We start from the raw sequence: 22,043 nt of genomic DNA on the forward strand, positions 1-22,043 counted from the left end.
GCGTTCCCGGCGGCTCGGATAGGTTTCGAGCTATGCCACGTACTCTTCGCCCGGGTCAGCGAGCAGAGCTCTTCGTCATCGACATCGGGACCGGCGAGCAGCGGCTCGTCCTCAGCTCGACGGAACTGTTGTTCGAGGCGCCCAACTGGAGTCCGGACGGTGACTGGCTGATCATCAACGGTGACGGCCGGCTGTTCCGGATCCCCGTTGCCGGAGGCACCGAGCTCGAGGAGATCGACCTCGGCGGCGTACCGGCGATCAACAACGACCACGTGCTCAGCCCCGACGGCCTGACTGTGTACGTCTCCGCCGAGGACGGCCACCTGTACGCCGTACCGCTGGCGGGCGGGGCTCCGCGGCGGGTGAGCAACGACCGTGTGCAAGGGTTCCACCACTATCTGCACGGGATCTCGCCGGACGGGAGCACGCTGGCCTACATCGGCCTGCAGGCTCTGCCCGACGGCCGGCGGATCACCAACGTGTGGACGATCCCGGCCGCCGGTGGATCGGACTCCCAGGTCACCGACGACGAGTACGCCGACGACGGGTCGGAGTACAGCGCGGACGGGAAGTGGATCTACTTCAACTCCGAGCGGGCGTCGTCCGTGCCGGGTCATGCGCAGCTGTTCAGGATCTCGGGCGGCACGCTCGAGCAACTCACCCACGACGAGCGGGTCAACTGGTTCCCGCACCAGGCGCCCGACGGATCGGTCGTCGCCTATGTCAGCTTCCCGCCGGGCACGCTCGGGCATCCCGCCGATGTGGAGGACGTCCGGCTGAGGCTGCTCGACGCCGACAGCCGGATCCGCGAGTTGGCGACGCTGTTCGGCGGTCAGGGGACCATGAACGTTCCCAGCTGGTCCCCTGACAGCACTCGCTTCGCCTACGTCGCCTATCCACTAGCGCACTAGGAGCGGGCGGCGGCCGTCGGCTGGTTCGCCAGGAAGGTCTCCCAGGTCTCGTGCCCCGTGGCGTGGTCCGGGGTCAGGTTGGCCCCTGCACGGAAGGCCTTCGCGGCCTTGCCCGGCAGCCGGATCGGCAGCACCGGGCGGCGCTTGCCGATGGTCTGCAGGTAGTCGCGGATCAGGTCGGCCATCGGGTAGATCCGCGGTCCGCCGATCTCGGCGACCAGGCCGGCGGGCTCCCCCAGCGCGAGCTCGACAAGCCGGTCGGCCACCTCCGCGGCCGCGATCGGCTGAGCGCTGGTGCCGGTCGGCATCGGGAGCACCGGCAGCTTCGCCATTCCCTGGGCCATCAGCAGGATCAGCTCGTGGAACTGGGTGGCCCGCAGCGTCGTCCAGGGCAGCCCGGACTCGGCGATGATCTTCTCCGCCGCCATCTTCGCGCCGACGTAGCCGAACATCGTCCGGTCGATCCCGCTGGCCATCGGCGTCCGCTCGGCGCCGACGACCGAGATGTTCACGACGTGCGGCGACGTGCCGGCCTTCTTGATCGCCTTGACCAGGTTGCGCGCCTTGTCGTCGTCGCCCTTGGAGCTGCCCGCGCAGTGCACGATGATCTCGACGCCCGCGAGCGCCGCCTCGGTCCCTTCGCCGGTGGCCAGGTCGGCGGCGTAGTACTCGATGCCGTCGGCAACATCCTTGGCGTGCCTGCTGAGCACCCGTACGTCGCGACCGGCGTCCCGGAGCCGGGCGACCACGAGCCGCCCGAGTGTTCCCGTACCGCCGGTGACCAGGATGGGTGATGTCATCACACGACCTCTTTCGTCCGTCTGCTGGAGAATCCGTCTCTGCCTGGCCGACGGATCGACTCGGGCGAATGTGACTGGCGACCTGGTATGCCGTGGGTCACACCTTTTGCCTCGGGGTCAGATGAGCGAGCGAGCCGGGCGGAAGCCGAGGTCGTCCAGCCGGGAGGTCGGGTGGGTCCGGCGGCGGACCGACGCGCGGCAGCTCCACGGCTCGTCGAACCACCCGCCGCCGCGCAGTACGCGATAGGTGCCGTAGACCTCGGGGTCGTAGAAGTCCCAGCACCACTCCCACACGTTGCCGAGCATGTCGTGAAGACCCCAGGCGTTCGGCAGCTTGCCGCGCACTTCGTGGATCCGCTCGTCCGAGTTGCCGCGATACCAGGCGATCTCGTCGAGCTCGCCGTACCGCGCGGCCGTCGTACCGGCTCGGCAGGCGTGTTCCCACTCGGCCTCGGTCGGCAGGCGGTAGCCGTCCGCAGCCTGCTCCCACTCGGCGGTCTCGCCCTCGACGCGGTAGGCCGGAGTGCGACCTTCGCGCTGCGACAACGCGTTGCAGAAGCGGACGGCAGCCAGCCACGGCATGCTCTCAACCGGCAACTGCCCGCCAACCGCAGTGCTCGGCCGCTCACCGAGGACCTGCTCGTACTGCGCTTGCGTCACCGGCGCGGCGGCGAGTTCGTACGGCGCGAGGTCAACCGCCCAGGTCCGCTGGGTCCGCCGGTCGGAGAGGGTCACCCGACCCGACGGGATGGCGATCATCTCGGGTGTTCCGGTGGGGTCCATGGGCTGGCGATCCTACCGACGACTCGACACTGCGCCGGCGATATTCGCTGGGCGTGAGACCGGACAGCGTGCGGAAGCGGCGGGCGAAGTACGTGGGGTCGGGCCAGCCAACCGTGGAGCCGACGCGGGCGACCGGTAACTGCGTCCGAGTCAGCAGGGCGGCAGCGTGCTCCGCGCGGACGCGGGCGAGGAAGTCCAGCGGGGAGAGCCCGACCGATCGGCGGAACAGCCGGCCGAGGTAGGCCGGATCGAGGCTCACGGCCTTGGCCAACTCATCCAGCCGCCACGCCCGTGCAGGCTCGGCTTCGATCCGCGCAATGCAATCGGCAACCGCAGGATGAACGAAGGCCTCACCACCTGTCGAGCCGTAGGCGCTGCCTGCACTCCGGCTCTGCCCGCTGCCCCGCTCTCCACTCCTGCTGCGCCGCTCGTGGGCGTCCCGGGCGTCTGCCAGGATGCCGAGGACTGTGACCAAGCGGCCGAGTATGCGGCCCGGGGTACGGCCGGTGAGGTTCAGGTCCGTGATCGCGACGATCGCCTCCGACGCCGCGGCCGGGCCGACGGATGCCACGTGGACGCCGTGAGCTCCGGCTGCGACGGGATCGGTCCAGAGCAGCCGACGGAACATCGGGATGTCCCGCAGCGCCGCGAACTCGGCCCGCAAGGCCTGGGTGGAGATGCAGCAGTTGGCCACCGTCAGCTCGACGCACCCCGTGAACGCATGCCACGCGCCGGGCCGCAGCACGATCACCTCGCCGTGCCGCAGCCGTCGCTCGCCGCGACTCGTCAGGTGGCGACCTCGCCCCGGCCCGACGACGGCGATCTCGACGAAGTCATGCGTGTGCGCGGCGACATCGGCGCTCAACTCGTGGATCCCGCCGAACACCGGCCGGCCGTCGAACAACGCGTGTTCGTGCAGAGTCTCCGGCATGTCGTGATCGTACGAGTGCTTGCCGCGATCGGCCTAGCCTCTCGCGGGGATCGCCGAGCAGTCTGGACTCATGGAGAACACAGCATCCCTGGCCATTGAGTCCGATCTCGACAGCTCGGGGCGTATCCCGGGCGAGCTCGTCGATTACTACCGGCAGAACGGATTCGTCCGAGTCCGTGGCGTCCTGCAGCCGGAGGAGGTCGAGCACTTCCGCGGCGCTGCGGCGGCGTACCTGGAACAGCATCGGGCCGAGAGCCTGGAGAAGGCCGGGGTCTTCAGCCAGCTCGTCAACGTCTGGCAGCGTGACGAGACCATCCGGGACCTCACCCTGCAACCGGGACTGGCCGCGGTGGCCGAGCAACTGGCCGGCATCCCACTGCGGATCTGGCACGACCAGATGCTGGTGAAGGAGCCGCACAACAACGCGGCGACCGAGTTCCACCAGGACCGCCCGTACTGGCCGCACGCGAACGACCGGCAGTCCCTGTCGGCGTGGATCGCGCTGGTCGACGTACCGCCGGAGCGCGGCTGCATGACCTTCCTCCCCGGCACCCAGAACCGCACCGGCCTCCGCCCGCAAGACCTCCACTCCGAGGACGACCTCTTCGAAGTAGACCCCTCTCTCCGCTGGCTCCCCCGCGTAACAGTCCCCCTCCGCGCCGGCGACTGCACCTTCCACAACAGCTACACCGGCCACATGGCCCTCCCCAACACCACCGACCTGGCCCGCCTAGCCCACGTAAACATCTACATCGACGCCAACACCACCTACTCCGGCCACCCCCACGTCATCACCGACCCCCTGCACCTACCTCCCGGCGCCCCCCTCAACGGCCCCACCTTCCCCCGACCCGCCCAATAGGAAGCACACGCCGCATCCTGGGTCTGGCAACTTTTCGGTGTAACGGTTGGTATGGGTTTAGTTGCGTCCGGCGGACAGACGTCCGTCGAAGGTGATCTCGAAGGCGTTCAACGCTTCTTCCAGCGGTTGGACCAGCGTTTGCGTCCGGTGCCTGTCGGGTCGAGGCTCATGATCGCGAGGTAGACACACTTGAGCGCAGCCTGCTCGGTCGGGAACGGCGAATTCTGCTTGCGGGTTGCCTGCTTCGGGGGGCGGGGCGTGGTGAGATTGGGTATGGGTGAATTGGTGCGGAAGGGGTTCGGGCTGCCTGAGGGGGTGTTGGGGCGGGTCGGCGGGTGGTTGATGGTTCGGGGGAACGGGCCGACCGAGAAGCACCTGGTGAAGTTGGCGGGGTTGCAGCCGAAGGAGCATGTGGTGGTGCTCGGGCCCGGGCCGGGAGTGGGCCTGCGGGCGGCGGCGAAGTACAGCGGGATCGTGGTGGGGATCGATCCTTCGGACACGATGTTGCTGGCGGCGCGGGAGCGGTGCTCCGACCTGGTGGAGATCGGGAAGGTGCAACTCGTCCGCGGGGCTGCCGGCGACACGCACCAGCCGGAGCAGTCGGCGAGCGTGGTCCTGTCGGTCAACAACGTGCAGCTCTGGGAGGACCGGCCTGCCGCGTACGCGGAGATCCGCCGCATCCTGAAGCCGAACGGCCGGCTGCTCATCGCCGTCCACCAGAAATGGGCACCCACCAACCTCGCCACCGAACTCACCACAGCAGGCTTCACCAACGTCACCTCAACCACCTGGGACCCACCCGGCCGCCTGGCATCCACCGCCGCCATCTACACAGCCAACCGTTGAACCAATACCGCAGCGATCCCATCACCACCGTGCAGGACCAGAGGGATAGGTGGTGCTCAACAAGGCCTTGCAGGGAAGCGATCCAGGAACGACCGACGCTGCCTTCGCGCTCGATGATGGTCGAGGCGAAGGCAGCGGGAATCATCCGCCCACTCTAGGCAGGCTCGGCAGGTCAAGCGTTCTGGAAGGGCCCGAGAAAGCGCAGGCCAGCTGGCCGGGGGTCAGGCAGCGACGGCGGCTTCGGTGATGGTTTCGGCGTCGGGCTGCAGTTGCGGCGATGCGAGAGTCAGGAACACGTTGGCCACGGCGAAGCCGGCGGCGACCACGAGGCCTCGCTGGAAGCCGTCCACCAGAGCCTGTTGCTGGGCGACACCGTGAGCCAGAGCGTCCGTAGTACGGGTGATCGACAGCGTGGTCACGATCGCGAGGCCGAGCGCGCCGCCCACCTGGTACATCGCGTTGACGACTCCGGAAGCAGCGCCGGCCTCGTGGTGCTCGACTTCGGAGACCGCGGTGATCTGCCCGGGCACGCCGACCCCGATGATGCCGAAGCCGAAGATGATCAGCCCAGGCAGCAACTGGCTCGCGTAGCTACCCGTCGCGTCAGCCTGCGACAGCAGCAACAACCCCACAACGCTGAGCACTGCTCCCGTCAACTGCACAGTTCGGGTGCCGACCCGTTGGACCATCTGCGATGCGATCGCCGCGCCGAGGATCGCCGCGCCACCCATCGGCAGGAAGTGCACGCCCGCCTCCAGCGCCGAGTCGCCGCGCACCTGCTGCAGGTAGATCGCGGTCAGGAAGAACATGGAGAGGAACCCCGCCCCGTTCAGCGCCAGCGAGCCACTGGACACGCTGAGCGCCCGCGACCGGAACAACCGCAACGGAACCAGCGGGGCCTTCGACCGCGCCTCCACCAGCACGAAGGCGGCCAGCAGAACCACACCACCAACGAGGAAGGTCATCACCTCGGCCGAACCCCACCCCTTCGGCTCCGACCGCACCACGCCGTACACGACCGACAGCAGACCAGCGGTCCCGAGTACTGCGCCGGCGGTGTCGAAGGCGCGGTTGCCGTTCTGACCGTGCCGGGTGTCGCGGACGAACACCGGGATGACCGCGACCAGGGCGATCACGATCGGCACGTTGACGAAGAAGACCCACTGCCAGCTGAACGAGTCGACCAGGAAGCCGCCGGCCACGACGCCGAGGGTGCCGCCGAGTCCGGCGAGACCACCCCAGACCCCCATCGCGATGTTCCGCTCGCGCCCGTGGGCGAAGGTCACCGTCAGGATCGCCAGCGCCGCCGGTGACAACAGAGCACCGCCGAGACCCTGTACTGCGCGGGCGCCGATCAGGAACTCCGGCGAGTTCGAGAGGCCCGCGATCAGCGAGGTGGCGCCGAACAGCAGCAGGCCGGCGATGAACACCCGGCGGGGGCCGAGCAGGTCCGCCATCCGGCCGCCCAGCAGCAGGAAGCCGCCGAACAGCAGGGTGTATGCGTTGATCACCCACTGCAGGGAGTCGGGGGAGAAGTTCAGGTCCGCCTGGATCTCAGGCAGCGCGACGTTCACGATCGTCACGTCGAGCACCACGATGAACTGCGCTAGGGCCAACACCGCGAGTGTTGCCCAGGGACTGCGTCGCATGCCTACCTCACAGGAGATCTGTCTACGTTGTATGTATACGCCGTATGCGTACCTAGTACACGCTAGGTCTACGTTGTAGACTTGTCAACGTGGCGACGATCAGCAAGGAGACCGCTAAGCGGCTCGACCCGGACAGGCTCGCGGCGACCGCACTGGAGATCGCCGATGCCGAAGGCCTGGACGCGGTCACCATCCGGCGGCTGGCCCAGCTTCACGACGTCACCCCGATGGCGCTCTACCGGCACTTCAGCGACAAGAACGACCTGCTCGCCGCGATCGGCGACCGGCTGCTGGCCGACATCCGTCTGCCGGAGCCGAACGACGACCGCTGGGATCTCCAGCTCCGGGCCGTCCTGACCGCCTTCATCGACGCGCTCCGGCCGCATCCGAAGGCAGCCGACCTGACGCTGTACCGGATCCTGGTGTCCGAGGCGGGCCTGGCGATGGCCGAGCGGACGATGGAACTCCTCACCTCGGGCGGCTTCTCCGTCGACGACGCGGCGGAGGTGGGCCGGCAGTCGCTCTGCTCGCTGATCACCCTGGTGACGACCGAGCCGGGCGCCAACGAGGACACGGATCCGATCGCCCGGGAGGACGCACTCCGGGTCAAGCGCGCGGCTCTCGCAGCCTTGCCCCCTCGGCGCTACCCGCTGATCTCTGCCGCCGCGGATACCCTGATCTGCCCATCCTCGACCGATCGTTACTACTCGCTGGGGATGGACCTGGTCGTCGCCGGCATTCGCGGCGTCCTGGCCGATCTGCAAGAGGAGAAGAAGTAGTGGTCGTCAGCACTGTCACCTACCTGGAGATGACCAGCGCGGAGGAGGTCGTGCCGGCGCGACTTCCCGAAGAACCTCTGGAGATCAGGCGGGTCGAGGAGATCTCCCCCGAGTTCAGCCGCTTCCTCTACGCCTCGGTGGGCGGCGACTGGCACTGGACCGAGAAGCTGACCTGGACCTGGTCCCGCTGGGTCGAGCACCTCAGCCGCCCCGGTTTCGAGACCTGGGTGGCCTGGGTCGGCGGTACGCCGGCCGGCTACATCACGCTGAAGGCGGACGGCACCGAGGTCGAGGTGGAGAACTTCGGACTGCTGCCGGGGTTCATCGGCCGCGGCATCGGCGGTCACCTCCTCACCGCCGGGCTGCTGCACGCCTGGACGATGCCCGACCGCCACCCCGAGCTAGAGCCTGTCACCCGCGTCTGGCTGCACACCAACACCCTCGACGGCCCCTACGCCCTGGCAAACTACGAGGCCCGCGGCCTCCGCCGGTACAAGTCGGTCGACGAGGAACGACCGGACGCCGACGGCCCACCACCCGGCCCCTGGCCCGGCGCCGAACGCCCATAGTTCCCCGGCCACAGTTCGCAGCCATAGTTCGCCGGCCACCGAAGCATCACGGGCTTAGCGTTGCGGCCATGAGCAGCGAAGAACTTCGGCAGCGCTACCTGGAGATCAACGGCGTCCACCCGATGAGCGGGGCGGACGACGCCTACGTGACAAGGCAATTCCGGGTCCTCGAGGAGCTCTGCGCTGAGCAGGGTCGGGATGTCGAGGCGGCCCGGCGCCGCATGCTCGACGGCGAACTGCCGATGCCGGGCTATCTCCGCTCGGACGGCGCCGAGATGGTCCCGGCCGACCTGTTCGCGCTCGCGGACGAGCACCGCGAAGGCCTCCGTGAGTGGTTCGTCGGCCAGTGGTCTGACGTTGCCGCCGGCAACGAAGAGTGGGACTCCTACGTGAGCGGGCAGTATGTCTGCCTGCATTCGGTGACGCCGACCACTATCCAGCGCAAGGACCAACTGGTGCGGGCCATCGACGCGACGACCGATCCGGCCGACCTGAAGCGCCTCGTCGACGAACTGGACGAGTTGGAGCCCGAGTTCGCCGCCTACGACCGGCTGCGCTTCAAGGGCCCGGTCTCCCGCGACACCCACATCACCGCGGTCCGGGCTCGGCTCCACTGACCAACTCCGCGACCTCCGCGCAGGTTGCCTCATCGAGATCGAGACCCCGAAGTCTGTCCAGTACTTCGGTGGCGCGCGCGTGGTTGCCGGTCCGGATCAGCAGCTCGGCCAGGTAGAGGTAGACCGGCACGCGCTCGGCCTCAGTGGTGTCGGCGTGCCGGATCAACCCGGCCTCCAGTACTGCGATCGCGGCCGCCTCGTCGCCGTGGGCATCGCCTTGCCTGGCAGCGTTCAGCAGCACCCGCTCGAACGGCCCGCCCTCTTCCTCCTCCGGCCCGCCCGACGTGATCCTCAGCCAGTTGCCACCCGGATCCACCACCGAGAACCCGGCCGAGGTGCCCTGCTTCCGCCGCGGCTTGGTGATCCGCGGGATCCCCGCCCGCGGCACCTTCCCGTACGCCGAACGCAGGCCGGCCGCGAATTCGTCATACAGGGTCCCGGTGTCGGGGACGACCACGATCACGTTGCCGAGCGACCCCTCCGGGTCGAAGCCTGGGATGCCGGCGAAGTGGAGGTCGAGCCCGTCCTCCCGGCTGAGGCACAAGTAGGGGTTCGGGCGCTTCTGCCGGTACGTCACGGCGAAACCGAGGGCGGCGTAGAACGGCACCACGTCGTCCAGGTCACGGCAGGGCAGGATCGGGATGGTCCGGACGCTCATGCCAAACATCGTACGGCGTACGGAGTTCTTCCGGCAGCGCGCGAGGTGACCCCGGGGGTGTTCGCAAGCGCATGTCGGGCCGCCGGTTGGCGGCTCGAGACCTCCTGAAGCGGCGTCACCCGGACCGGCAGGACCTCCCAGCGGAGCTCCTGCCGGTTCCGTCGTTCAGAGACCGACCTCGTGCACGACCGGCCGTACTTCGACGCCGAGTCCCTCGATGCTCGCGTCCGGGATCATCGCCGCCAGCTCGTAGGCGCGCTCGGGCGTCGCGCAGTCCAGCAGGTAGTAGCCGGCCAGGAACTCCTTGGCCTCCAGGAACGGCCCGTCCGTCACCGCGGGCACGCCGTCGCGAACCTTCACCACCGCCGTCTTGGCCGGCTCCGCCAGCGCGACCGTGCTGTGGAACTCGCCCGACTCCTTCACCAGGGCCATGAACTTCTCGTGGCCGCTGAAGATCGCCTGCTGCTCGTCCTCGCTCAGCGCCGCCAGCACGTCGGGATTGATGTTCAGGACCAGTAGGTACTTCACGATGTCTCCTTAGCCGTCGGCTCCCGGTTCGGGAACCTCTCGTCATTCAGTACGGAGCCGACTCCGCGCCCTTGACATCGCGATGCTACGAAGATCGCCGAGCCAAGTAGCGTCTGCGTATGGCTGAGCTGACTCTCGACGACATCCGCGCCGCGGCGGAGCGGATCGCAGGCACCGCAAACCGTACGCCGGTCCTCACCTCGCGCACCCTGAACGACCGGGTCGGCGCCGAGGTCTTCCTCAAGGCGGAGAACTTCCAGCGGGTCGGGGCGTTCAAGTTCCGCGGCGCGTTCAACGCGATCAGCCGGCTGACCAAAGACCAACTCGCGCGCGGCGTCGCGGCGTACTCGTCGGGGAACCACGCCCAGGCGGTCGCACTGGCCGCGCGGCTGGCCGGCACCAGCGCGGTGATCCTGATGCCGACAGACGCGCCGCCGACGAAGATGGCCGCCACCCGCGGGTACGGCGCCGAGGTGGTCACCTACGACCGGTATGCCCAGGACCGGGCGGCTCTCGCCGAGCAACTCGCCGTTGAGCGCGGCTTGACGCTGATCCCGCCGTACGACCACTACGACGTGATGGCCGGCCAGGGCACGGTCGCGCTCGAGCTGATCGAGGAGGTTGGGCCGCTCGGCGCGCTGCTCGTCCCGATCGGCGGCGGCGGACTGATCGCCGGCTGCGCGACGGCCGCCACCGCATTGTCCCCCGGAATCCGGGTGATCGGGGTCGAGCCGACCGCGGGTGACGACACCGCCCGATCGCTCGCTGCCGGCAAACGGATCGAGATCGCCGTACCGCGGACGATCGCCGACGGCCAGGCGATCGCAACCCCCGGCGAGCTGACCTTCGCGGTGAACAAGGAACTGGTGGACAGCGTCGAGCTGGTCAGCGACGACGAGATCCGGGCGGCGATGGCGTTCGCGTTCGAGCGGCTGAAGATCGTCGTCGAGCCGAGTGGCGCGAGTGGCCTGGCCGCGCTGCTGAACGGCAGGATCAAGGCGCTCCCGGACCGCGTCGGCGTAGTGATCTCAGGCGGGAACGTGGGCCTCGAGCGCTTCCTCGAACTGCTCGGCCGAGGCTGAACTCAGGGGAGCCTGCGTACGCCCTGCGCCCGTTGTCACACAGAGCCACCGGTCAAATGTGACCGAGGTCACACGAATCCGCTGTGCGCCCCCTGGGGCACGCTCAGACGCGCTCAGGACACCACCTGTTCACCACAAGTCCCTGAGCCGTCAGCGAGCCGTTCAGCCGCGTACCGGAGGGTCTCTGTCGATCTGAGGGTTTGCGTCGTGATCGTTCTGTTATACAGTCGTCGGCGGTTCGACAAATAAAAACGAGCCGCATGTGTGTCAACGCCGAGCCCTGTCAGGCGCACATGCTCCCCTCGAACAACCAAGGCAGGGGTGGGGGACCCAGGAGGTTGGGTCTCGACCGTGAGTGGTCGGAACCCTGGGGTGAAGTCCGCGGGAGCGGACCGGGCTATGACTCTCAGCCCGAACCCGACAGCTAACTCCGCAGGCGTCGGGAGACAACCATGCCCGTCACTGCCGGACGGACAGCGCTGCCTGCTGTCGTCAGTCACTCCAGCGAGTCCAGTACCAGGCCCTTTGGGCGCACTCGGGGTAAGCACCGCAAAGCCAGCAAGTCCGTGGCCGCACCGCGTACGGCGGCCGCAGTCCTCTCGGTCGGCCTCACCGTCGGAGGTGGAGCCGCGATCACCGTGGCCACCGCACCGCAGGCCGCATCCGCCAGCACCACCACCACGGCCCTCACCCCCGGTCAGGTCCGGGGCAACGCGCCGATCTCCAGCCGGCCGCTGATCCGGTTCCGGGACTCCGGCAAGACCGTCAGGTACATCCAGAAGGTCCTGCGCATTCGCCAGGACGGCTGGTTCGGCAATCCCACCGTCGCGGCGCTGGTGAAGTTCCAGAGGTCGTGGGGCCTCCGGCCGACCGGCTACATGGACAAGCTGACCTGGGGTCGGCTGACCTGGGCCTACAACCACAAGCGCTTCTACGGCCCGTACAGGACGACCGCCGCGAAGGCGTCGACCTTCCAGGCCCGCGTTCTGCGTGAGGCCGCGAAGCTGAAGGGCAGGCCGTACCGCTACGGCGGCACCACCCCGAGGGGCTTCGACTGCTCGGGCTACACCGGCTACGTCTACAAGAAGGCCGGCAAGAAGCTGCCCCGGACGTCGCGTGCACAGTACAGCGCGACCAAGCACCTGAGCCGCAAGGCCGCCAAGCCGGGAGACCTCGTTTTCTTCAAGAGCAGTGGCGGCAGGGTGTACCACGTCGGCATCTACGCCGGTGGCAACATGTTGTGGCACGCCTCGAGGCCGGGTCGCCCGGTCGCGAAGGCCAAGATCTGGACCAGCAGGGTGGCTTTCGGCCGCCGCTGATGCTCCAGCCCGTCAGCGTCCACTCCCCCCGGGGACGCTGACCTGAAACCGGTCGCGCGCCGTCACCCCCACCCCCCTCCGACGGTGCGCGACCGGTTCACTCTTCTGCCGGAACCGCCAGCGCGTTTCCCGGCGCTGTCAGGCCCGCGAGCGCTGGCGCCGGGCCTGTTTCAGTTGTCCAGCAGGCCGGCGTCGTGCGCCAGGATCGCGACCTGCACCCGGTTGGTGGCGTCCAGCTTCACCAGCACCCGCGAGACGTGCGCCTTCACGGTCGCCTCGCTCATGAACAGCTCCCGGCCGATGTCGGCGTTGGACAACCCGCGCGCGACCGCGCCCAGCACCTCCCGCTCCCGATCGGTCAGCGTGGTCAGCCGTTCGCGGGCGGTCCGCTGCCGATCCGTCCGCGGGTCGGCCGCGAAGTGCCCGATCAGCCGCCGGGTTACCGCAGGCGACAACATCGCGTCCCCGGCCGCCACCACCCGGACCGCCTGCACCAGCTCCCGCGGCGGGGTGTCCTTCAGCAGGAAGCCGCTCGCCCCGGCCTGCAGCGCGCGGAACACGTAGTCGTCCAGGTCGAACGTGGTCAGTACGACGACCTTCGGCGGGTCCGGCAGCGCCTGGACCTCCCGGGTCGCGGCCAGTCCGTCCAGCCGCGGCATCCGGACGTCCATCAGCACCACGTCCGGCCTGTGCTGGCGAACCATCGCGGCCGCGTCCGCGCCGTCGTCGGCCTCGGCGACCACCTCGAGGTCGTCGGCCGACTCCAGGATCATCTTCAGTCCCGCCCGGACCAGCGCCTCGTCGTCCACGATCAGCAGCCGCGTCATCGTTCTCCTTCCTTGCCGTCGGACCAGGGCAGCCAGGCCTCGACCCGCCAGCCGCCTTCCTGGGTCGGTCCGACCGCGAGCCGCCCGCCGGACAAGGTCACTCGCTCCCTCAGACCGACCAGGCCCGCGCCGGAACCGGGCAACAGTGAATCAGCCGCCACCGGCCGGACGTTCGTCACCCGCACCGTCACGCCCGTCCCGGCCGCGCCCTGCACCACCACTTCGGTCCAGACCCCGCGCGCGTGCTTGTGCACGTTGGTCAAAGCCTCCTGCACGATCCGGTACACCGTGCGCCCCACGGAAGCCGGCACGTCGTCGGGCAACGTCAGCTCGCTCGTCACGTTCACCCCGGCCGCCCGCGATGCCTCGACGAGCCGGACCAGGTCCGCGGCCCGCGGTACCGGGGAGAGGTTGGCGCCGTCGACGCTCTGATCGGTCCGCAGTACGCCGAGCACCTCGCGCAGGTCTTCCATCGCCTGCCGGGCGGTCTCGCGAATCAGGCCGGCCGAGCTCTCCACCTTCTCCGGGCCGACGGCCGGGTTCACCTCGAGCCCGCCGGCGTGCAGCGCGATCAGCGACACCTTGTGCGCGAGGACGTCGTGCATCTCCTGCGCGATCCGGGCCCGCTCACCCAGCCGGGCTTGCTCCGCCCTGAGCTCACGCTCGGCCTCGGCGCGGTCGGCCCGGTCCCGCAACGAGACCATCAGGTCGCGCCGGGCGCCTATGTACGCCCCGACGGCGACCCATGTCCCGATCAGGAACGGTCCGGTGAACAGCAGCACGAAGAGATCGGTGTTGTCGGTCCAGTTACCGATGACATAGGCGACGTAGGCGGCCGCGCTCAGGATGGCGAGCGTCGCGTCCCGGCGGCGGATCGCCAGGGTCAGCAGCGCGAGGCCCATCGGAACGAAGACCTGCCCGACACCGAGCGCCAGTACCGCGATGACCGTGACGGTCACCGGATACCGCCGGCGCCACCACAGGGCCAGCGACGCGACGATGCCGACGGAGAGGACGAACCAGTCCCGCGCGTCCCAGCCCGGGCGGCCGGAGGCGGACTGCGCCACGACGGTGATCAGGCTGAAGCCGATGAACATCAGATCGCGGATGCGCGGCGCGCGCCGGATGAACCAGGCGTACCAGCGCCGCAACCGTCCCATTGCGTCAGCGTAGTTGCCCCCGACCCTGACTTTCGTCCCTCTTCCGGTGGGGGTCGGGCCCGGATCCTGACGACTTTCGTAGGGGGTCGGAGCAGCCGGTCGGTCGATGTGCGGAGGGGGTCGCGAACGGAAGAGTTGCGGCCATGATCACCGTCGAGAACCTCAGCAAGCGATATGGCAGCACCACGGCCGTCCACGACGTGTCCTTCACCGTCGAGCCAGGCAGCATCACCGGATTCCTCGGCCCCAACGGCGCCGGCAAGTCCACCACCCTGCGCATGCTGACGGGCCTCACCCCACCCACCTCCGGTCGCGCGACCATCACTGGCAAGAAGTACGCCGAACTGCCGAACCCCGGTCGCGTCGTCGGGGTCATGCTGGACGCGGCCGCTCAGCACCCGGGCCGTACCGGCCGGGAGACGCTGCTGCTCAACGCCGGTCTGCTCGGCGTCCCGAACAGCCGCGCGGACGAGATGCTGGAGGCCGTCGGGCTCACCTCGGCCGCGAAGCGCCGCGTCGGTCAGTACTCCCTGGGCATGCGGCAGCGCCTCGGCATCGCGAGCGCCCTGCTCGGCGACCCCGCGGTACTGATCCTGGACGAGCCGGCCAACGGCATGGACCCCGAGGGCATCCGGTGGATGCGCGGTCTGCTGCAGGACTTCGCCTCGCGTGGCGGCACCGTCATCCTGTCCAGCCACCTGCTGGGCGAGGTCCAGGCGACGGTGGACCAGCTGGTCGTCATCGGGGGTGGCCGGATCGTCGCCAACGGCTCGCTGGAGGAACTGCTCGCCGGGAGCGGCACGCTCGTCCGCGGGCTCGACCCGATCGGCCTGAACGAGGCGCTGACGGCCGCCGGCCTCAGCCTCGAGCCGCTGCAGGACGGCGCGCTGCGGGTCGACGCCACCGCCGAGCAGGTCGGCCGTGCGGCCGCTGCTGCTGGACAGATCCTGCTCGAACTGCGCGAGAGCGACGGCGCCGGCCTGGAGGAGCTGTTCTTCCAGCTCACCAGCCCGACCGCGGTCGCCGCCTGATCACCTTGTTCTTCCTGCTACCTCCTGGAGCTCATCACCATGGCAGTCACTGAAATCACCTCCCCGGCCGCGACCGCGCCCCCGGGCAAGGACCGGGCGGCCGTCGCCACCTCGTTGCCGCCGGCCCGCGGCCAGTCGTTTCTCAAGCTCGTCACGACAGAGCTGCGCAAGTCCGTCGACACCCGCAGCGGCCGGGTCCTGATCCTGGCCATCCTGGCGCTGGCCGTCGCCGCGCTGACCTGGCAGCTCACCCACATGGAATCCGGTCAGCAGGCCTTCGACAGCTACCTGGCGGCCGCCTCCACCGGTGTCCAGCTGTTGCTGCCGGTGATCGGCGTGATGGCGATGACGAGCGAGTGGACCCAGCGGACCGCGCTGACCACCTTCACACTGTCGCCCCGCCGGGTCCGGGTCCAGCTGGCCAAGTTCGTCTCGGCGATCGTGCTCAGCGTCGTCGTGCTGACCGCGACCACGGTGCTTGCGCTGGCGGCCACCGCCATCGGGGGTGCCACTGGCGGCGACGGTGCGACCTACGCCGGGCTGGGCGGTTCGCTGGCCGGGGCCTACCTGACTACCGCGCTGAACGTCGTGATGGGTGCCGCCTTCGGTGCGGTGATCGCCCAGACCGCGGTGGCGATCCTGGTCTTCTTCATCGCCCCGACCGCCTGGGCGCTGGCCGGCCCGGCGCTGTTCAAGGCGAACGCCGACTGGCTGGACGTGTTCGGCGCCTTCGGCCGGATCGCCGAGCGGGATCTGCACGGGATGGTGCCCGAGACGCTGACCGCGATCGGGGTCTGGATCGTGCTGCCGACCATCGTCGGACTGTGGGCAAGCTCACGTCGCGAGGTGAAGTAGCACCGCTGTAAGGCGGCAAAGACGCGGAGGGGCTGGCCGATTTGAGGGGATCGGACAGGCCTTCCGGCCTGTCATCGGACCTCTCGGTGCATCCAGTCAGGGGGCGGTGCGTGTGTCTGTCCCCTGGTCCGGGTAACCTAGAACCACGATTACTGACGACTGATCCGTGGGCGCCACGCTGCGTACCCGGTTGACTTGTGCGAGGGGGTCGACGCTATGGGGCGCGGCCGTGCAAAGGCCAAGCAGACGAAGGTCGCACGCGACCTGAAGTACCGCACCTGGGACACCGACTTGGACCAGCTCAAGCGTGAGCTGTCCGGCGGCGACGAGGGCGGCAGCCAATCTGCGAACGGCAACAACGACACTGACGTCGGCGATGACGCCGACGACTACCACCCCCGTCGGTAAAGCTGCAGCAGCACTCGGGATGACCTGCTCACACACCTAGGTGTGTGAGCAGGTCGCCCCGTGCTCGGCCGACGAGTTCACCACACGGCACTACAGGTGATGTCTGCCTGCCTTTTTGCCGACAGCAGAACTCAGCACGACGTCGGAGGAATCTCAGGTCCTGATCTGAGGTTCCTCCGACGTCGCGCGCGAGCTGTCTTCGTCCTGCCTGACAGCGGCCGCGTGGCTGTGCCGTGCTGGGCCTAGTGCGCGTAGTCACCATGGAGCTCGACGCCGGTCCGGCCGTCGGCCGCGGTGACCTCACCGCACACCCACGCCGGGATCTCCCGCTCGGCCAGTACTGCGATCGCCCGGTCCGCCGCGGCCGGGTCGAGCACCGCGACCATCCCCACGCCCATGTTCAGCGTCTTCTCCAGCTCCAGCAGCGGCACGTCGCCGAGCAGCCCGACCAGGCCGAAGATCGGCGCCGGGGTCCAGCTGGACCGGTCGATCCGCACGGCCAGGTCGTCCGGGACGACCCGGGCCAGGTTCGCCGCGAACCCACCGCCGGTGATGTGCGACATCGCGTGCAGCGGCTTCTCGTCGTTCCCGTTCAGCTCCTGGATCAGCTCCAGGCAGTGCTTGGCGTAGACCCGGGTCGGGATCAGCAGGGTGTCGCCGAGGGTGCCGCCCAGCTCGGGGACCTCCCGGTCGAGCTCCCAGCGGGCCCGGTCGAAGAAGACGTGACGGACCAGGGAGTAGCCGTTCGAGTGCAATCCTGACGAGGCCATCGCGACCACCACGTCGCCCGCCCTGACCCGCTCGGCGCCGAGCAGTTCGTCGGCCTCCACGACACCCGTCGAGGCGCCGGCCACGTCGTACTCGTCGGGCTCCAGCAGACCGGGGTGCTCGGCCGTCTCGCCGCCGACGAGCGCGGTACCGGCTTCGACGCAGGCCTCGGCGATGCCCTTGACGATCTGCGCGATGGTCTCCGGGACCACCTTGCCGGTGCAGATGTAGTCGGTCATGAACAGCGGCTCGGCCCCGCAGACCACCAGGTCGTCGACGACCATGCCGACCAGGTCGAACCCGATCGTGTCGTGCCGGTCCATCTTCTGGGCGATCGCGACCTTGGTCCCGACCCCGTCGGTGGACGTCGCCAGCAACGGCCGCCGGTACGCCGTCAGCGCGGTGGCGTCGAACAGCCCGGCGAATCCGCCGAGGCCGCCCACCACCTCGGGACGGGTCGCCTTGGCCACCCACTCCTTCATCAGTTCGACGGCCCGGTCACCGGCCTCGATGTCGACACCCGCGGCGGCGTAGCTGGCGCCCTGGCTCACGATGTTTCTCCTTGGGTCAGAGCCGGCTCCTGAGGGCCGGCTGGGCGGGGCCGACTGCTCGCGCCCCGACTTGCTTAGGGCCGGGCCAGCGCGTCCGCGGCGCCGGCGCCGCCGGAGACCGTGGCGAGTCCGTCGACGTCGGTGCTGACCGGGAGCTCGAGCAGGTGCTTGCCCAGGTGCTCCGGGTTCGGCAGGGCGACCGGGTAGACGCCGTCGAAGCAGGCCCGGCAGAGCTTGTCCTTCGGCACCGTGGTGGCCTCGATCAGCCCGTCCAGGCTGACGTAGCCGAGCGAGTCCGCGCCGATCGAGCGGCAGATCTCCTCGGTGTTCAGGCCGTTCGCGATCAGCTCGGCCCGGCTGGCGAAGTCGATGCCGTAGAAGCACGGCCACTTCACCGGCGGCGAGGAGATCCGGACGTGGATCTCGGCCGCGCCGGACTCGCGCAGCATCCGGATCACCGCGCGCTGGGTGTTGCCGCGCACGATCGAGTCGTCCACGACCACCAGCCGCTTGCCCTCGATCACCTCGCGCAACGGGTTCAGCTTCAGCCGGATTCCGAGCTGGCGGATGGTCTGGCTCGGCTGGATGAAGGTCCGGCCGACGTAGGCGTTCTTGACCAGGCCGGAGCCGTAGGGGATGCCCGACTCCTCGGCATACCCGATCGCGCCCGGCGTGCCGGACTCCGGGGTCGCGATGACGAGGTCGGCCTCGACCGGGTGCTCGCGGGCGAGCCGGCGACCGACCTCGACGCGGGTGGAGTGGATCCGCTGGCCGGAGATCTGGGTGTCCGGGCGGGCCAGGTAGACGAACTCGAACAGGCAGCCCTTGGGGTCCGCCTCGGCGAACCGGGTGGAGCGCAGGCCTTCCTCGTCGATCGCGACGATCTCGCCCGGCTCGACCTCGCGGATGAAGCTGGCGCCGACGATGTCCAGGGCGGCGGTCTCGCTGGCGATCACCCAGCCGCGTTCCAGCCGGCCGAGCACCAGCGGGCGGATCCCCTGCGGGTCGCGAGCGGCGTACAGGGTGGTCTCGTCCATGAAGATCAGGCTGTAGGCGCCCTTGACCTTCGGGAGCACCTTGGCGGCCGCCTCCTCGATGGTGAGGTCCGGGTACCCGGCGAGCATCGAGGTGAGGATGTCGGTGTCGGAGGACGCGCCGTGCTTGGCGTTCGCCTTCGCGTGCTCGACGTCGAGGTCCAGCCCCAGGTCGAGGTCGTCGCTGCCACCGAGCGTCGCGGCCAGCTCACCGGTGTTGGTGAGGTTGCCGTTGTGCCCGAGCGCGATCGAGCCGGTCGCGGTCGACCGGAACGTCGGCTGGGCGTTGGCCCAGACGCTCGATCCGGTCGTCGAGTACCGGCAGTGACCGACCGCGATGTGCCCCCGCAGGGACGCCAGGGTGGCCTCGTCGAATGCCTGGCTGACCAGACCCATGTCCTTGTAGACCAGGATCTGGCTGCCGTTGCTGACTGCGATGCCAGCCGACTCCTGCCCCCGGTGCTGCAGAGCGTAGAGCCCGAAATAGGTGAGTTTGGCGACCTCTTCCCCCGGTGCCCAGACTCCGAAGACGCCACAAGCGTCCTGCGGGCCTAGATCCTGCGGGTCAAGATCATGAGTGAGCCGACCATCGCCACGAGCCACGCGGCACAGTCTACGGGACCGTTACGGCGCTCCTCGCCGCGCTACCGGCCGGCGGCTACCAACAGGTCATCGCGGGACAGTGATCGGATGCCGGCTGATCGGCGGACTGGGTGACGGCCCCGGCACCGAGCGGAATCACGGTGAGAGCGGCCACCATCAGGCCGCCGGCGACTACTTTTAGCCACTTCTTGATCACGACACGTTCCTCCGAATAATGTGAACCACCCAAACAAGCGCTCAATGTCGACGCACCCTGTATATGGTCGGTTCCAAACAAGCGCTGAAGGAGTGAACAGCCGTGCTGGAACCGCTAGGTGTGGACGAAGCCACCTTTGCGGTCTACCACGCCCTGTTAAGCCATCCAGACAGTACGCCGGAGCAGATTTCCGCGCGACTGAATTCGCCGCTCGATGAAGTCCTCCAGGTCATGGAGCACCTGCGGAAGCTCGACCTGCTGGTGCCGACCTGGACCGACCCCGACTCCGAGCACGCGGTGCACCCGCGGGTCGGCCTGTCCGGGCTGGTCGAGCGCCGTCGCGGTGAGCTGACCACGCAGCTCAACGCGCTCCGCCAGGCGGAATCGTCGGCGGAGGTGATCGCCGAGCAGTACAACGAGCTGCTCACCTCGCGCAGCAGCGGCGACGTCGAGGTGCTCAAGGGCCGGGCGAACGCGTCCCGCCGGATCGAAGAGCTGGGCATGAAGGCCAAGGACACCTTCTGGGGCATGGTGCCGGCCCACATCGACGACACCGTCCACCCGGTCGAGGGCTCCCCCGACATGCCGCTGCTCGAGCGCGGCCTGAAGATGCGCACCATCTATCTGCAGAGCATGACGGTGTCCAAGCCGGGCTTTGACTACGCGGCGACGCTGCACCGGATGGGCGGCGAGGTGCGTGCCACCCCGACGCTGCCGATGCGGCTGCTCATCTTCGACCAGGAGATCGCGATCATGGCGATGGACCCGGAGAACCCGACGGCCGGCGCGGTGATCCACCGCAGCCCCGCCGTCGTCTCGGTGGCGCTCGCCCTCTTCGACGCGTACTGGGCCCGCGCCACGGAACTGTTCGCTCCCGAGGACCGCGACAACAACACCCCGCTGACCCCGCACGAGGCCGAGGTACTGCGCCTGCTGGCCGGTGGCGCCAAGGACGAGCAGGTCGCCCGCCTCCTCGGCATCTCGCTGCGCACGGCCCGCCGTATCACCGCCAACCTCTCCGAGCGCCTGGACGCCACCAGCCGCTTCGAGCTGGGCGTAGCCGCCGCAAAACGCGGCTGGGTCTGACGTTCGCCGAATTCCCTGAATTTCTGGAAATGCGGCTGTAGTAAACCCGAAGAATGCGACTGCCATTCATTCTGGCGAGTAGCCGCTCCGGCCGGGATGACGCGACTGACTTTCGATCGTCGGAGACCACCGCAGAAGCCGCTTCGAGTTCTTCTTCAGGATCCGCGGAAATCACCAGCGAATAATCGCGCCACTGGCCGAAGAGCCGACGGCCGGAACGCGAATCGTCCAGCAGGGATGGAGTTGCGCCGCACCGATGCTCGGCGGACTAGACCACTTCACGGCCGAGGTGGCCATGCTGTGGGATTGGTGGCCAGAAGATGCCAAAAGCTTGAGATTTCGCCAGATTTCTGCTCGCTGGGTGTTCCATTCGGTTCATCAGTGCCGCACGGACAACGGCGGAGGGGGAACGTTGTCATCGGCCACTTTCGGGCAGCACAAAGCGATCGAAAGGGCGGAGCGGTGCATTGTCCGACGGATTAGTGCCTGTACCACGACCGTCGACTGAAGTGACCTGCCTGTCAGGTGACTGTGATGACAACGGAGTCCGTCGTGCTCCAGGTGAGGGTGGCGAGCGGGCCGTCGCGGGTGACTCGGCGCCGGGGCATCGATCTCGCGTCGGCCAGGAGTGGTCGGGGACGAAGGCGAGCGTGAGGTCGTCGTACTCCTCGTCCATGTCCGCGAGCAGCGGAGCGGCGCCACGAACGGCGGCCACCGTCTCGGCCAGTACTGGCTAGCCGGGCTCGGGTTGCCTTGCGGGTCGACGGGAGCGGCGAATCCGTGCCGCTCCCCGGTGAACGCGATCCGGTCGTTCCCGTCGCCGACAGGTGAGCTCAGCGGCGGGTTGTGGCCGTCGGCGAGCAGGTAGTAGTTCACCAACCGGTTGCCCTGAGCAACACACAGCCGGGTCTTCAGCGCCAGCGCGGACGGCGGCACCTGGCGGCTCAGGTCTTCGCCCGTAGTCGCCCATCCCCGCCTCGAACCCTAGCGCCGTCAGCGGTGGTCGGCATCGTGCACGCGGCGAGATCGATGAAGCCGGTCAGGTCGGGTACGGCGAGGTCCGGCCGGTCAGGTCGATCGATCCGTCGGGCAGTTCGTGAACCAGCCAACGCATGTACGTCGCCACGGTGTCGCACCCGGCGGAGCCAACAGGTCCAGCCGCGAGGCCCAATCGGCCCGGTTCAAACGGA

At 68.8% G+C, this 22,043-nt stretch carries 24 protein-coding genes, 1 pseudogene and 1 riboswitch; of the genes and pseudogenes, 13 read left to right on the forward strand and 12 right to left on the reverse strand.

Going from position 1 to position 22,043, the window contains the following annotated elements; translation table 11 throughout:
• Positions 1-32 precede the first annotated feature (32 nt).
• Complete coding sequence (locus EV644_RS20375) at positions 33-911, forward strand: TolB family protein (protein ID WP_132190276.1); 879 nt, start codon at positions 33-35, stop codon at positions 909-911.
• Here the strand turns inward: EV644_RS20375 and EV644_RS20380 are convergent.
• The 3 genes from EV644_RS20380 to EV644_RS20390 form a co-directional block, all read right to left on the reverse strand.
• Positions 908-1,711, reverse strand: coding sequence for an SDR family oxidoreductase (locus EV644_RS20380; protein WP_132190277.1), 804 nt, complete (start codon positions 1,709-1,711; stop codon positions 908-910). The genes EV644_RS20375 and EV644_RS20380 overlap by 4 nt on opposite strands.
• Positions 1,712-1,828: 117 nt before the next feature.
• Positions 1,829-2,446, reverse strand: coding sequence for a formylglycine-generating enzyme family protein (locus EV644_RS20385; RefSeq protein WP_241998521.1), 618 nt, complete (start codon positions 2,444-2,446; stop codon positions 1,829-1,831).
• On the reverse strand, positions 2,403-3,425 hold the full coding sequence (locus EV644_RS20390) for an AraC family transcriptional regulator (protein ID WP_132190279.1): 1,023 nt from the start codon (positions 3,423-3,425) through the stop codon (positions 2,403-2,405). Before EV644_RS20390 ends, EV644_RS20385 begins: the two co-directional genes overlap by 44 nt.
• A 70-nt stretch (positions 3,426-3,495) precedes the next feature.
• On the opposite strand from EV644_RS20390, the gene EV644_RS20395 reads away from it, so the two are divergent.
• Positions 3,496-4,287, forward strand: a complete 792-nt coding sequence (locus EV644_RS20395; protein WP_132190280.1) for a phytanoyl-CoA dioxygenase family protein — start codon at positions 3,496-3,498, stop codon at positions 4,285-4,287.
• A 57-nt stretch (positions 4,288-4,344) separates the two neighbouring features.
• On the opposite strand, the pseudogene EV644_RS20400 reads toward EV644_RS20395, so the two are convergent.
• Positions 4,345-4,502: pseudogene (locus EV644_RS20400) on the reverse strand (IS256 family transposase); the annotation flags it as partial.
• 58 nt (positions 4,503-4,560) lie between these two features.
• Between EV644_RS20400 and EV644_RS20405 the strand changes: the two are divergent.
• Positions 4,561-5,133 (forward strand): class I SAM-dependent methyltransferase, encoded by a 573-nt coding sequence (locus tag EV644_RS20405; RefSeq protein WP_132190281.1) that lies wholly within the window; start codon positions 4,561-4,563, stop codon positions 5,131-5,133.
• A 221-nt stretch (positions 5,134-5,354) separates the two neighbouring features.
• Here the strand turns inward: EV644_RS20405 and EV644_RS20410 are convergent, their stop codons facing one another.
• Positions 5,355-6,782 carry an MFS transporter gene (locus tag EV644_RS20410; RefSeq protein ID WP_132190282.1) on the reverse strand — a complete coding sequence of 476 codons (1,428 nt, stop codon included), beginning with the start codon at positions 6,780-6,782 and terminating at the stop codon, positions 5,355-5,357.
• Between the two features lie 89 nt (positions 6,783-6,871).
• Here EV644_RS20410 and EV644_RS20415 point away from each other — a divergent pair, with 89 nt between their 5' ends.
• The 3 genes from EV644_RS20415 to EV644_RS20425 all read left to right on the forward strand — a co-directional run bounded on the left by EV644_RS20415 (position 6,872) and on the right by EV644_RS20425 (position 8,747).
• On the forward strand, positions 6,872-7,561 hold the full coding sequence (locus tag EV644_RS20415; RefSeq protein WP_132190283.1) for a TetR/AcrR family transcriptional regulator: 690 nt from the start codon (positions 6,872-6,874) through the stop codon (positions 7,559-7,561).
• Positions 7,561-8,130: a GNAT family N-acetyltransferase gene (locus tag EV644_RS20420; protein ID WP_199239921.1), complete on the forward strand. Its 570-nt coding sequence runs from the start codon at positions 7,561-7,563 to the stop codon at positions 8,128-8,130. The genes EV644_RS20415 and EV644_RS20420 overlap by 1 nt, the downstream gene beginning before the upstream one ends.
• 68 nt (positions 8,131-8,198) lie before the next feature.
• Positions 8,199-8,747 carry a DUF6058 family natural product biosynthesis protein gene (locus EV644_RS20425; RefSeq protein WP_132190284.1) on the forward strand — a complete coding sequence of 183 codons (549 nt, stop codon included), beginning with the start codon at positions 8,199-8,201 and terminating at the stop codon, positions 8,745-8,747.
• Here the strand turns inward: EV644_RS20425 and EV644_RS20430 are convergent.
• Together EV644_RS20430 and EV644_RS20435 are read right to left on the reverse strand one after the other, a co-directional pair.
• A complete protein-coding gene (locus EV644_RS20430; RefSeq protein ID WP_132190285.1) occupies positions 8,719-9,405 on the reverse strand; it encodes a DUF8817 family protein in 687 nt (228 codons plus the stop codon). The genes EV644_RS20425 and EV644_RS20430 overlap by 29 nt on opposite strands.
• A 165-nt stretch (positions 9,406-9,570) precedes the next feature.
• Positions 9,571-9,933 (reverse strand): YciI family protein, encoded by a 363-nt coding sequence (locus tag EV644_RS20435; protein WP_132190286.1) that lies wholly within the window; start codon positions 9,931-9,933, stop codon positions 9,571-9,573.
• A gap of 119 nt (positions 9,934-10,052) precedes the next feature.
• Between EV644_RS20435 and EV644_RS20440 the strand changes: the two genes are divergently transcribed.
• Entirely contained in the window at positions 10,053-11,015 is a 963-nt protein-coding gene (locus EV644_RS20440; RefSeq protein WP_132190287.1) for a threo-3-hydroxy-L-aspartate ammonia-lyase, read from the forward strand.
• A gap of 262 nt (positions 11,016-11,277) precedes the next feature.
• Positions 11,278-11,468: riboswitch (cyclic di-AMP (ydaO/yuaA leader) on the forward strand.
• Entirely contained in the window at positions 11,468-12,334 is an 867-nt protein-coding gene (locus EV644_RS20445; protein ID WP_132190288.1) for a C40 family peptidase, read from the forward strand. It overlaps the preceding riboswitch by 1 nt.
• Positions 12,335-12,504: 170 nt before the next feature.
• On the opposite strand, the gene EV644_RS20450 is transcribed toward EV644_RS20445, so the two are convergent.
• Together EV644_RS20450 and EV644_RS20455 are read right to left on the reverse strand one after the other, a co-directional pair.
• A complete protein-coding gene (locus EV644_RS20450; protein WP_132190289.1) occupies positions 12,505-13,161 on the reverse strand; it encodes a response regulator in 657 nt (218 codons plus the stop codon).
• Entirely contained in the window at positions 13,158-14,321 is a 1,164-nt protein-coding gene (locus tag EV644_RS20455; RefSeq protein ID WP_132190290.1) for a sensor histidine kinase, read from the reverse strand. The genes EV644_RS20450 and EV644_RS20455 overlap by 4 nt, the downstream gene beginning before the upstream one ends.
• Positions 14,322-14,464: 143 nt before the next feature.
• On the opposite strand from EV644_RS20455, the gene EV644_RS20460 reads away from it, so the two are divergent.
• From EV644_RS20460 to EV644_RS20470, 3 genes are all read left to right on the forward strand, one after another.
• Positions 14,465-15,352, forward strand: coding sequence for an ABC transporter ATP-binding protein (locus EV644_RS20460; protein ID WP_132190291.1), 888 nt, complete (start codon positions 14,465-14,467; stop codon positions 15,350-15,352).
• A 39-nt stretch (positions 15,353-15,391) separates the two neighbouring features.
• Positions 15,392-16,207 carry an ABC transporter permease gene (locus tag EV644_RS20465; RefSeq protein WP_132190292.1) on the forward strand — a complete coding sequence of 272 codons (816 nt, stop codon included), beginning with the start codon at positions 15,392-15,394 and terminating at the stop codon, positions 16,205-16,207.
• 216 nt (positions 16,208-16,423) lie between these two features.
• Positions 16,424-16,615: a DUF3073 domain-containing protein gene (locus tag EV644_RS20470; RefSeq protein WP_132190293.1), complete on the forward strand. Its 192-nt coding sequence runs from the start codon at positions 16,424-16,426 to the stop codon at positions 16,613-16,615.
• Positions 16,616-16,857: 242 nt separating this feature from the next.
• Here EV644_RS20470 and purM read toward each other — a convergent pair whose 3' ends face one another.
• The 3 genes from purM to EV644_RS44655 form a co-directional block, all read right to left on the reverse strand.
• Positions 16,858-17,934: a phosphoribosylformylglycinamidine cyclo-ligase gene (gene purM, locus EV644_RS20475; RefSeq protein ID WP_199239922.1), complete on the reverse strand. Its 1,077-nt coding sequence runs from the start codon at positions 17,932-17,934 to the stop codon at positions 16,858-16,860.
• Between the two features lie 74 nt (positions 17,935-18,008).
• Positions 18,009-19,571 (reverse strand): amidophosphoribosyltransferase, encoded by a 1,563-nt coding sequence (gene purF, locus EV644_RS20480; RefSeq protein ID WP_132190294.1) that lies wholly within the window; start codon positions 19,569-19,571, stop codon positions 18,009-18,011.
• Between the two features lie 55 nt (positions 19,572-19,626).
• Positions 19,627-19,767 carry a hypothetical protein gene (locus EV644_RS44655; RefSeq protein WP_158292889.1) on the reverse strand — a complete coding sequence of 47 codons (141 nt, stop codon included), beginning with the start codon at positions 19,765-19,767 and terminating at the stop codon, positions 19,627-19,629.
• 231 nt (positions 19,768-19,998) lie between these two features.
• On the opposite strand from EV644_RS44655, the gene EV644_RS20485 reads away from it, so the two are divergent.
• Positions 19,999-20,853 carry a helix-turn-helix transcriptional regulator gene (locus EV644_RS20485; protein WP_241998523.1) on the forward strand — a complete coding sequence of 285 codons (855 nt, stop codon included), beginning with the start codon at positions 19,999-20,001 and terminating at the stop codon, positions 20,851-20,853.
• 628 nt (positions 20,854-21,481) lie between these two features.
• On the forward strand, positions 21,482-21,721 hold the full coding sequence (locus EV644_RS20490; RefSeq protein WP_132190295.1) for a hypothetical protein: 240 nt from the start codon (positions 21,482-21,484) through the stop codon (positions 21,719-21,721).
• The last annotated feature ends 322 nt before the right edge of the window (positions 21,722-22,043 follow it).

It is taken from the genome of Kribbella orskensis (assembly GCF_004342085.1).
Lineage (GTDB): Bacteria > Actinomycetota > Actinomycetes > Propionibacteriales > Kribbellaceae > Kribbella > Kribbella orskensis.

Bases quoted from the DNA above. Each gene is read 5' to 3' on its own strand.
- EV644_RS20375 (WP_132190276.1), top strand. From the start codon at position 33: ATGCCACGTACTCTTCGCCCGGGTCAGCGAGCAGAGCTCTTCGTCATC.
- EV644_RS20380 (WP_132190277.1), bottom strand. From the start codon at position 1,711: ATGACATCACCCATCCTGGTCACCGGCGGTACGGGAACACTCGGGCGG.
- EV644_RS20390 (WP_132190279.1), bottom strand. From the start codon at position 3,425: ATGCCGGAGACTCTGCACGAACACGCGTTGTTCGACGGCCGGCCGGTG.
- EV644_RS20395 (WP_132190280.1), top strand. From the start codon at position 3,496: ATGGAGAACACAGCATCCCTGGCCATTGAGTCCGATCTCGACAGCTCG.
- EV644_RS20405 (WP_132190281.1), top strand. From the start codon at position 4,561: ATGGGTGAATTGGTGCGGAAGGGGTTCGGGCTGCCTGAGGGGGTGTTG.
- EV644_RS20410 (WP_132190282.1), bottom strand. From the start codon at position 6,782: ATGCGACGCAGTCCCTGGGCAACACTCGCGGTGTTGGCCCTAGCGCAG.
- EV644_RS20425 (WP_132190284.1), top strand. From the start codon at position 8,199: ATGAGCAGCGAAGAACTTCGGCAGCGCTACCTGGAGATCAACGGCGTC.
- EV644_RS20430 (WP_132190285.1), bottom strand. From the start codon at position 9,405: ATGAGCGTCCGGACCATCCCGATCCTGCCCTGCCGTGACCTGGACGAC.
- EV644_RS20440 (WP_132190287.1), top strand. From the start codon at position 10,053: ATGGCTGAGCTGACTCTCGACGACATCCGCGCCGCGGCGGAGCGGATC.
- EV644_RS20445 (WP_132190288.1), top strand. From the start codon at position 11,468: ATGCCCGTCACTGCCGGACGGACAGCGCTGCCTGCTGTCGTCAGTCAC.
- EV644_RS20450 (WP_132190289.1), bottom strand. From the start codon at position 13,161: ATGACGCGGCTGCTGATCGTGGACGACGAGGCGCTGGTCCGGGCGGGA.
- EV644_RS20455 (WP_132190290.1), bottom strand. From the start codon at position 14,321: ATGGGACGGTTGCGGCGCTGGTACGCCTGGTTCATCCGGCGCGCGCCG.
- EV644_RS20460 (WP_132190291.1), top strand. From the start codon at position 14,465: ATGATCACCGTCGAGAACCTCAGCAAGCGATATGGCAGCACCACGGCC.
- EV644_RS20465 (WP_132190292.1), top strand. From the start codon at position 15,392: ATGGCAGTCACTGAAATCACCTCCCCGGCCGCGACCGCGCCCCCGGGC.
- EV644_RS20470 (WP_132190293.1), top strand. From the start codon at position 16,424: ATGGGGCGCGGCCGTGCAAAGGCCAAGCAGACGAAGGTCGCACGCGAC.
- EV644_RS20485 (WP_241998523.1), top strand. From the start codon at position 19,999: ATGGAGCACCTGCGGAAGCTCGACCTGCTGGTGCCGACCTGGACCGAC.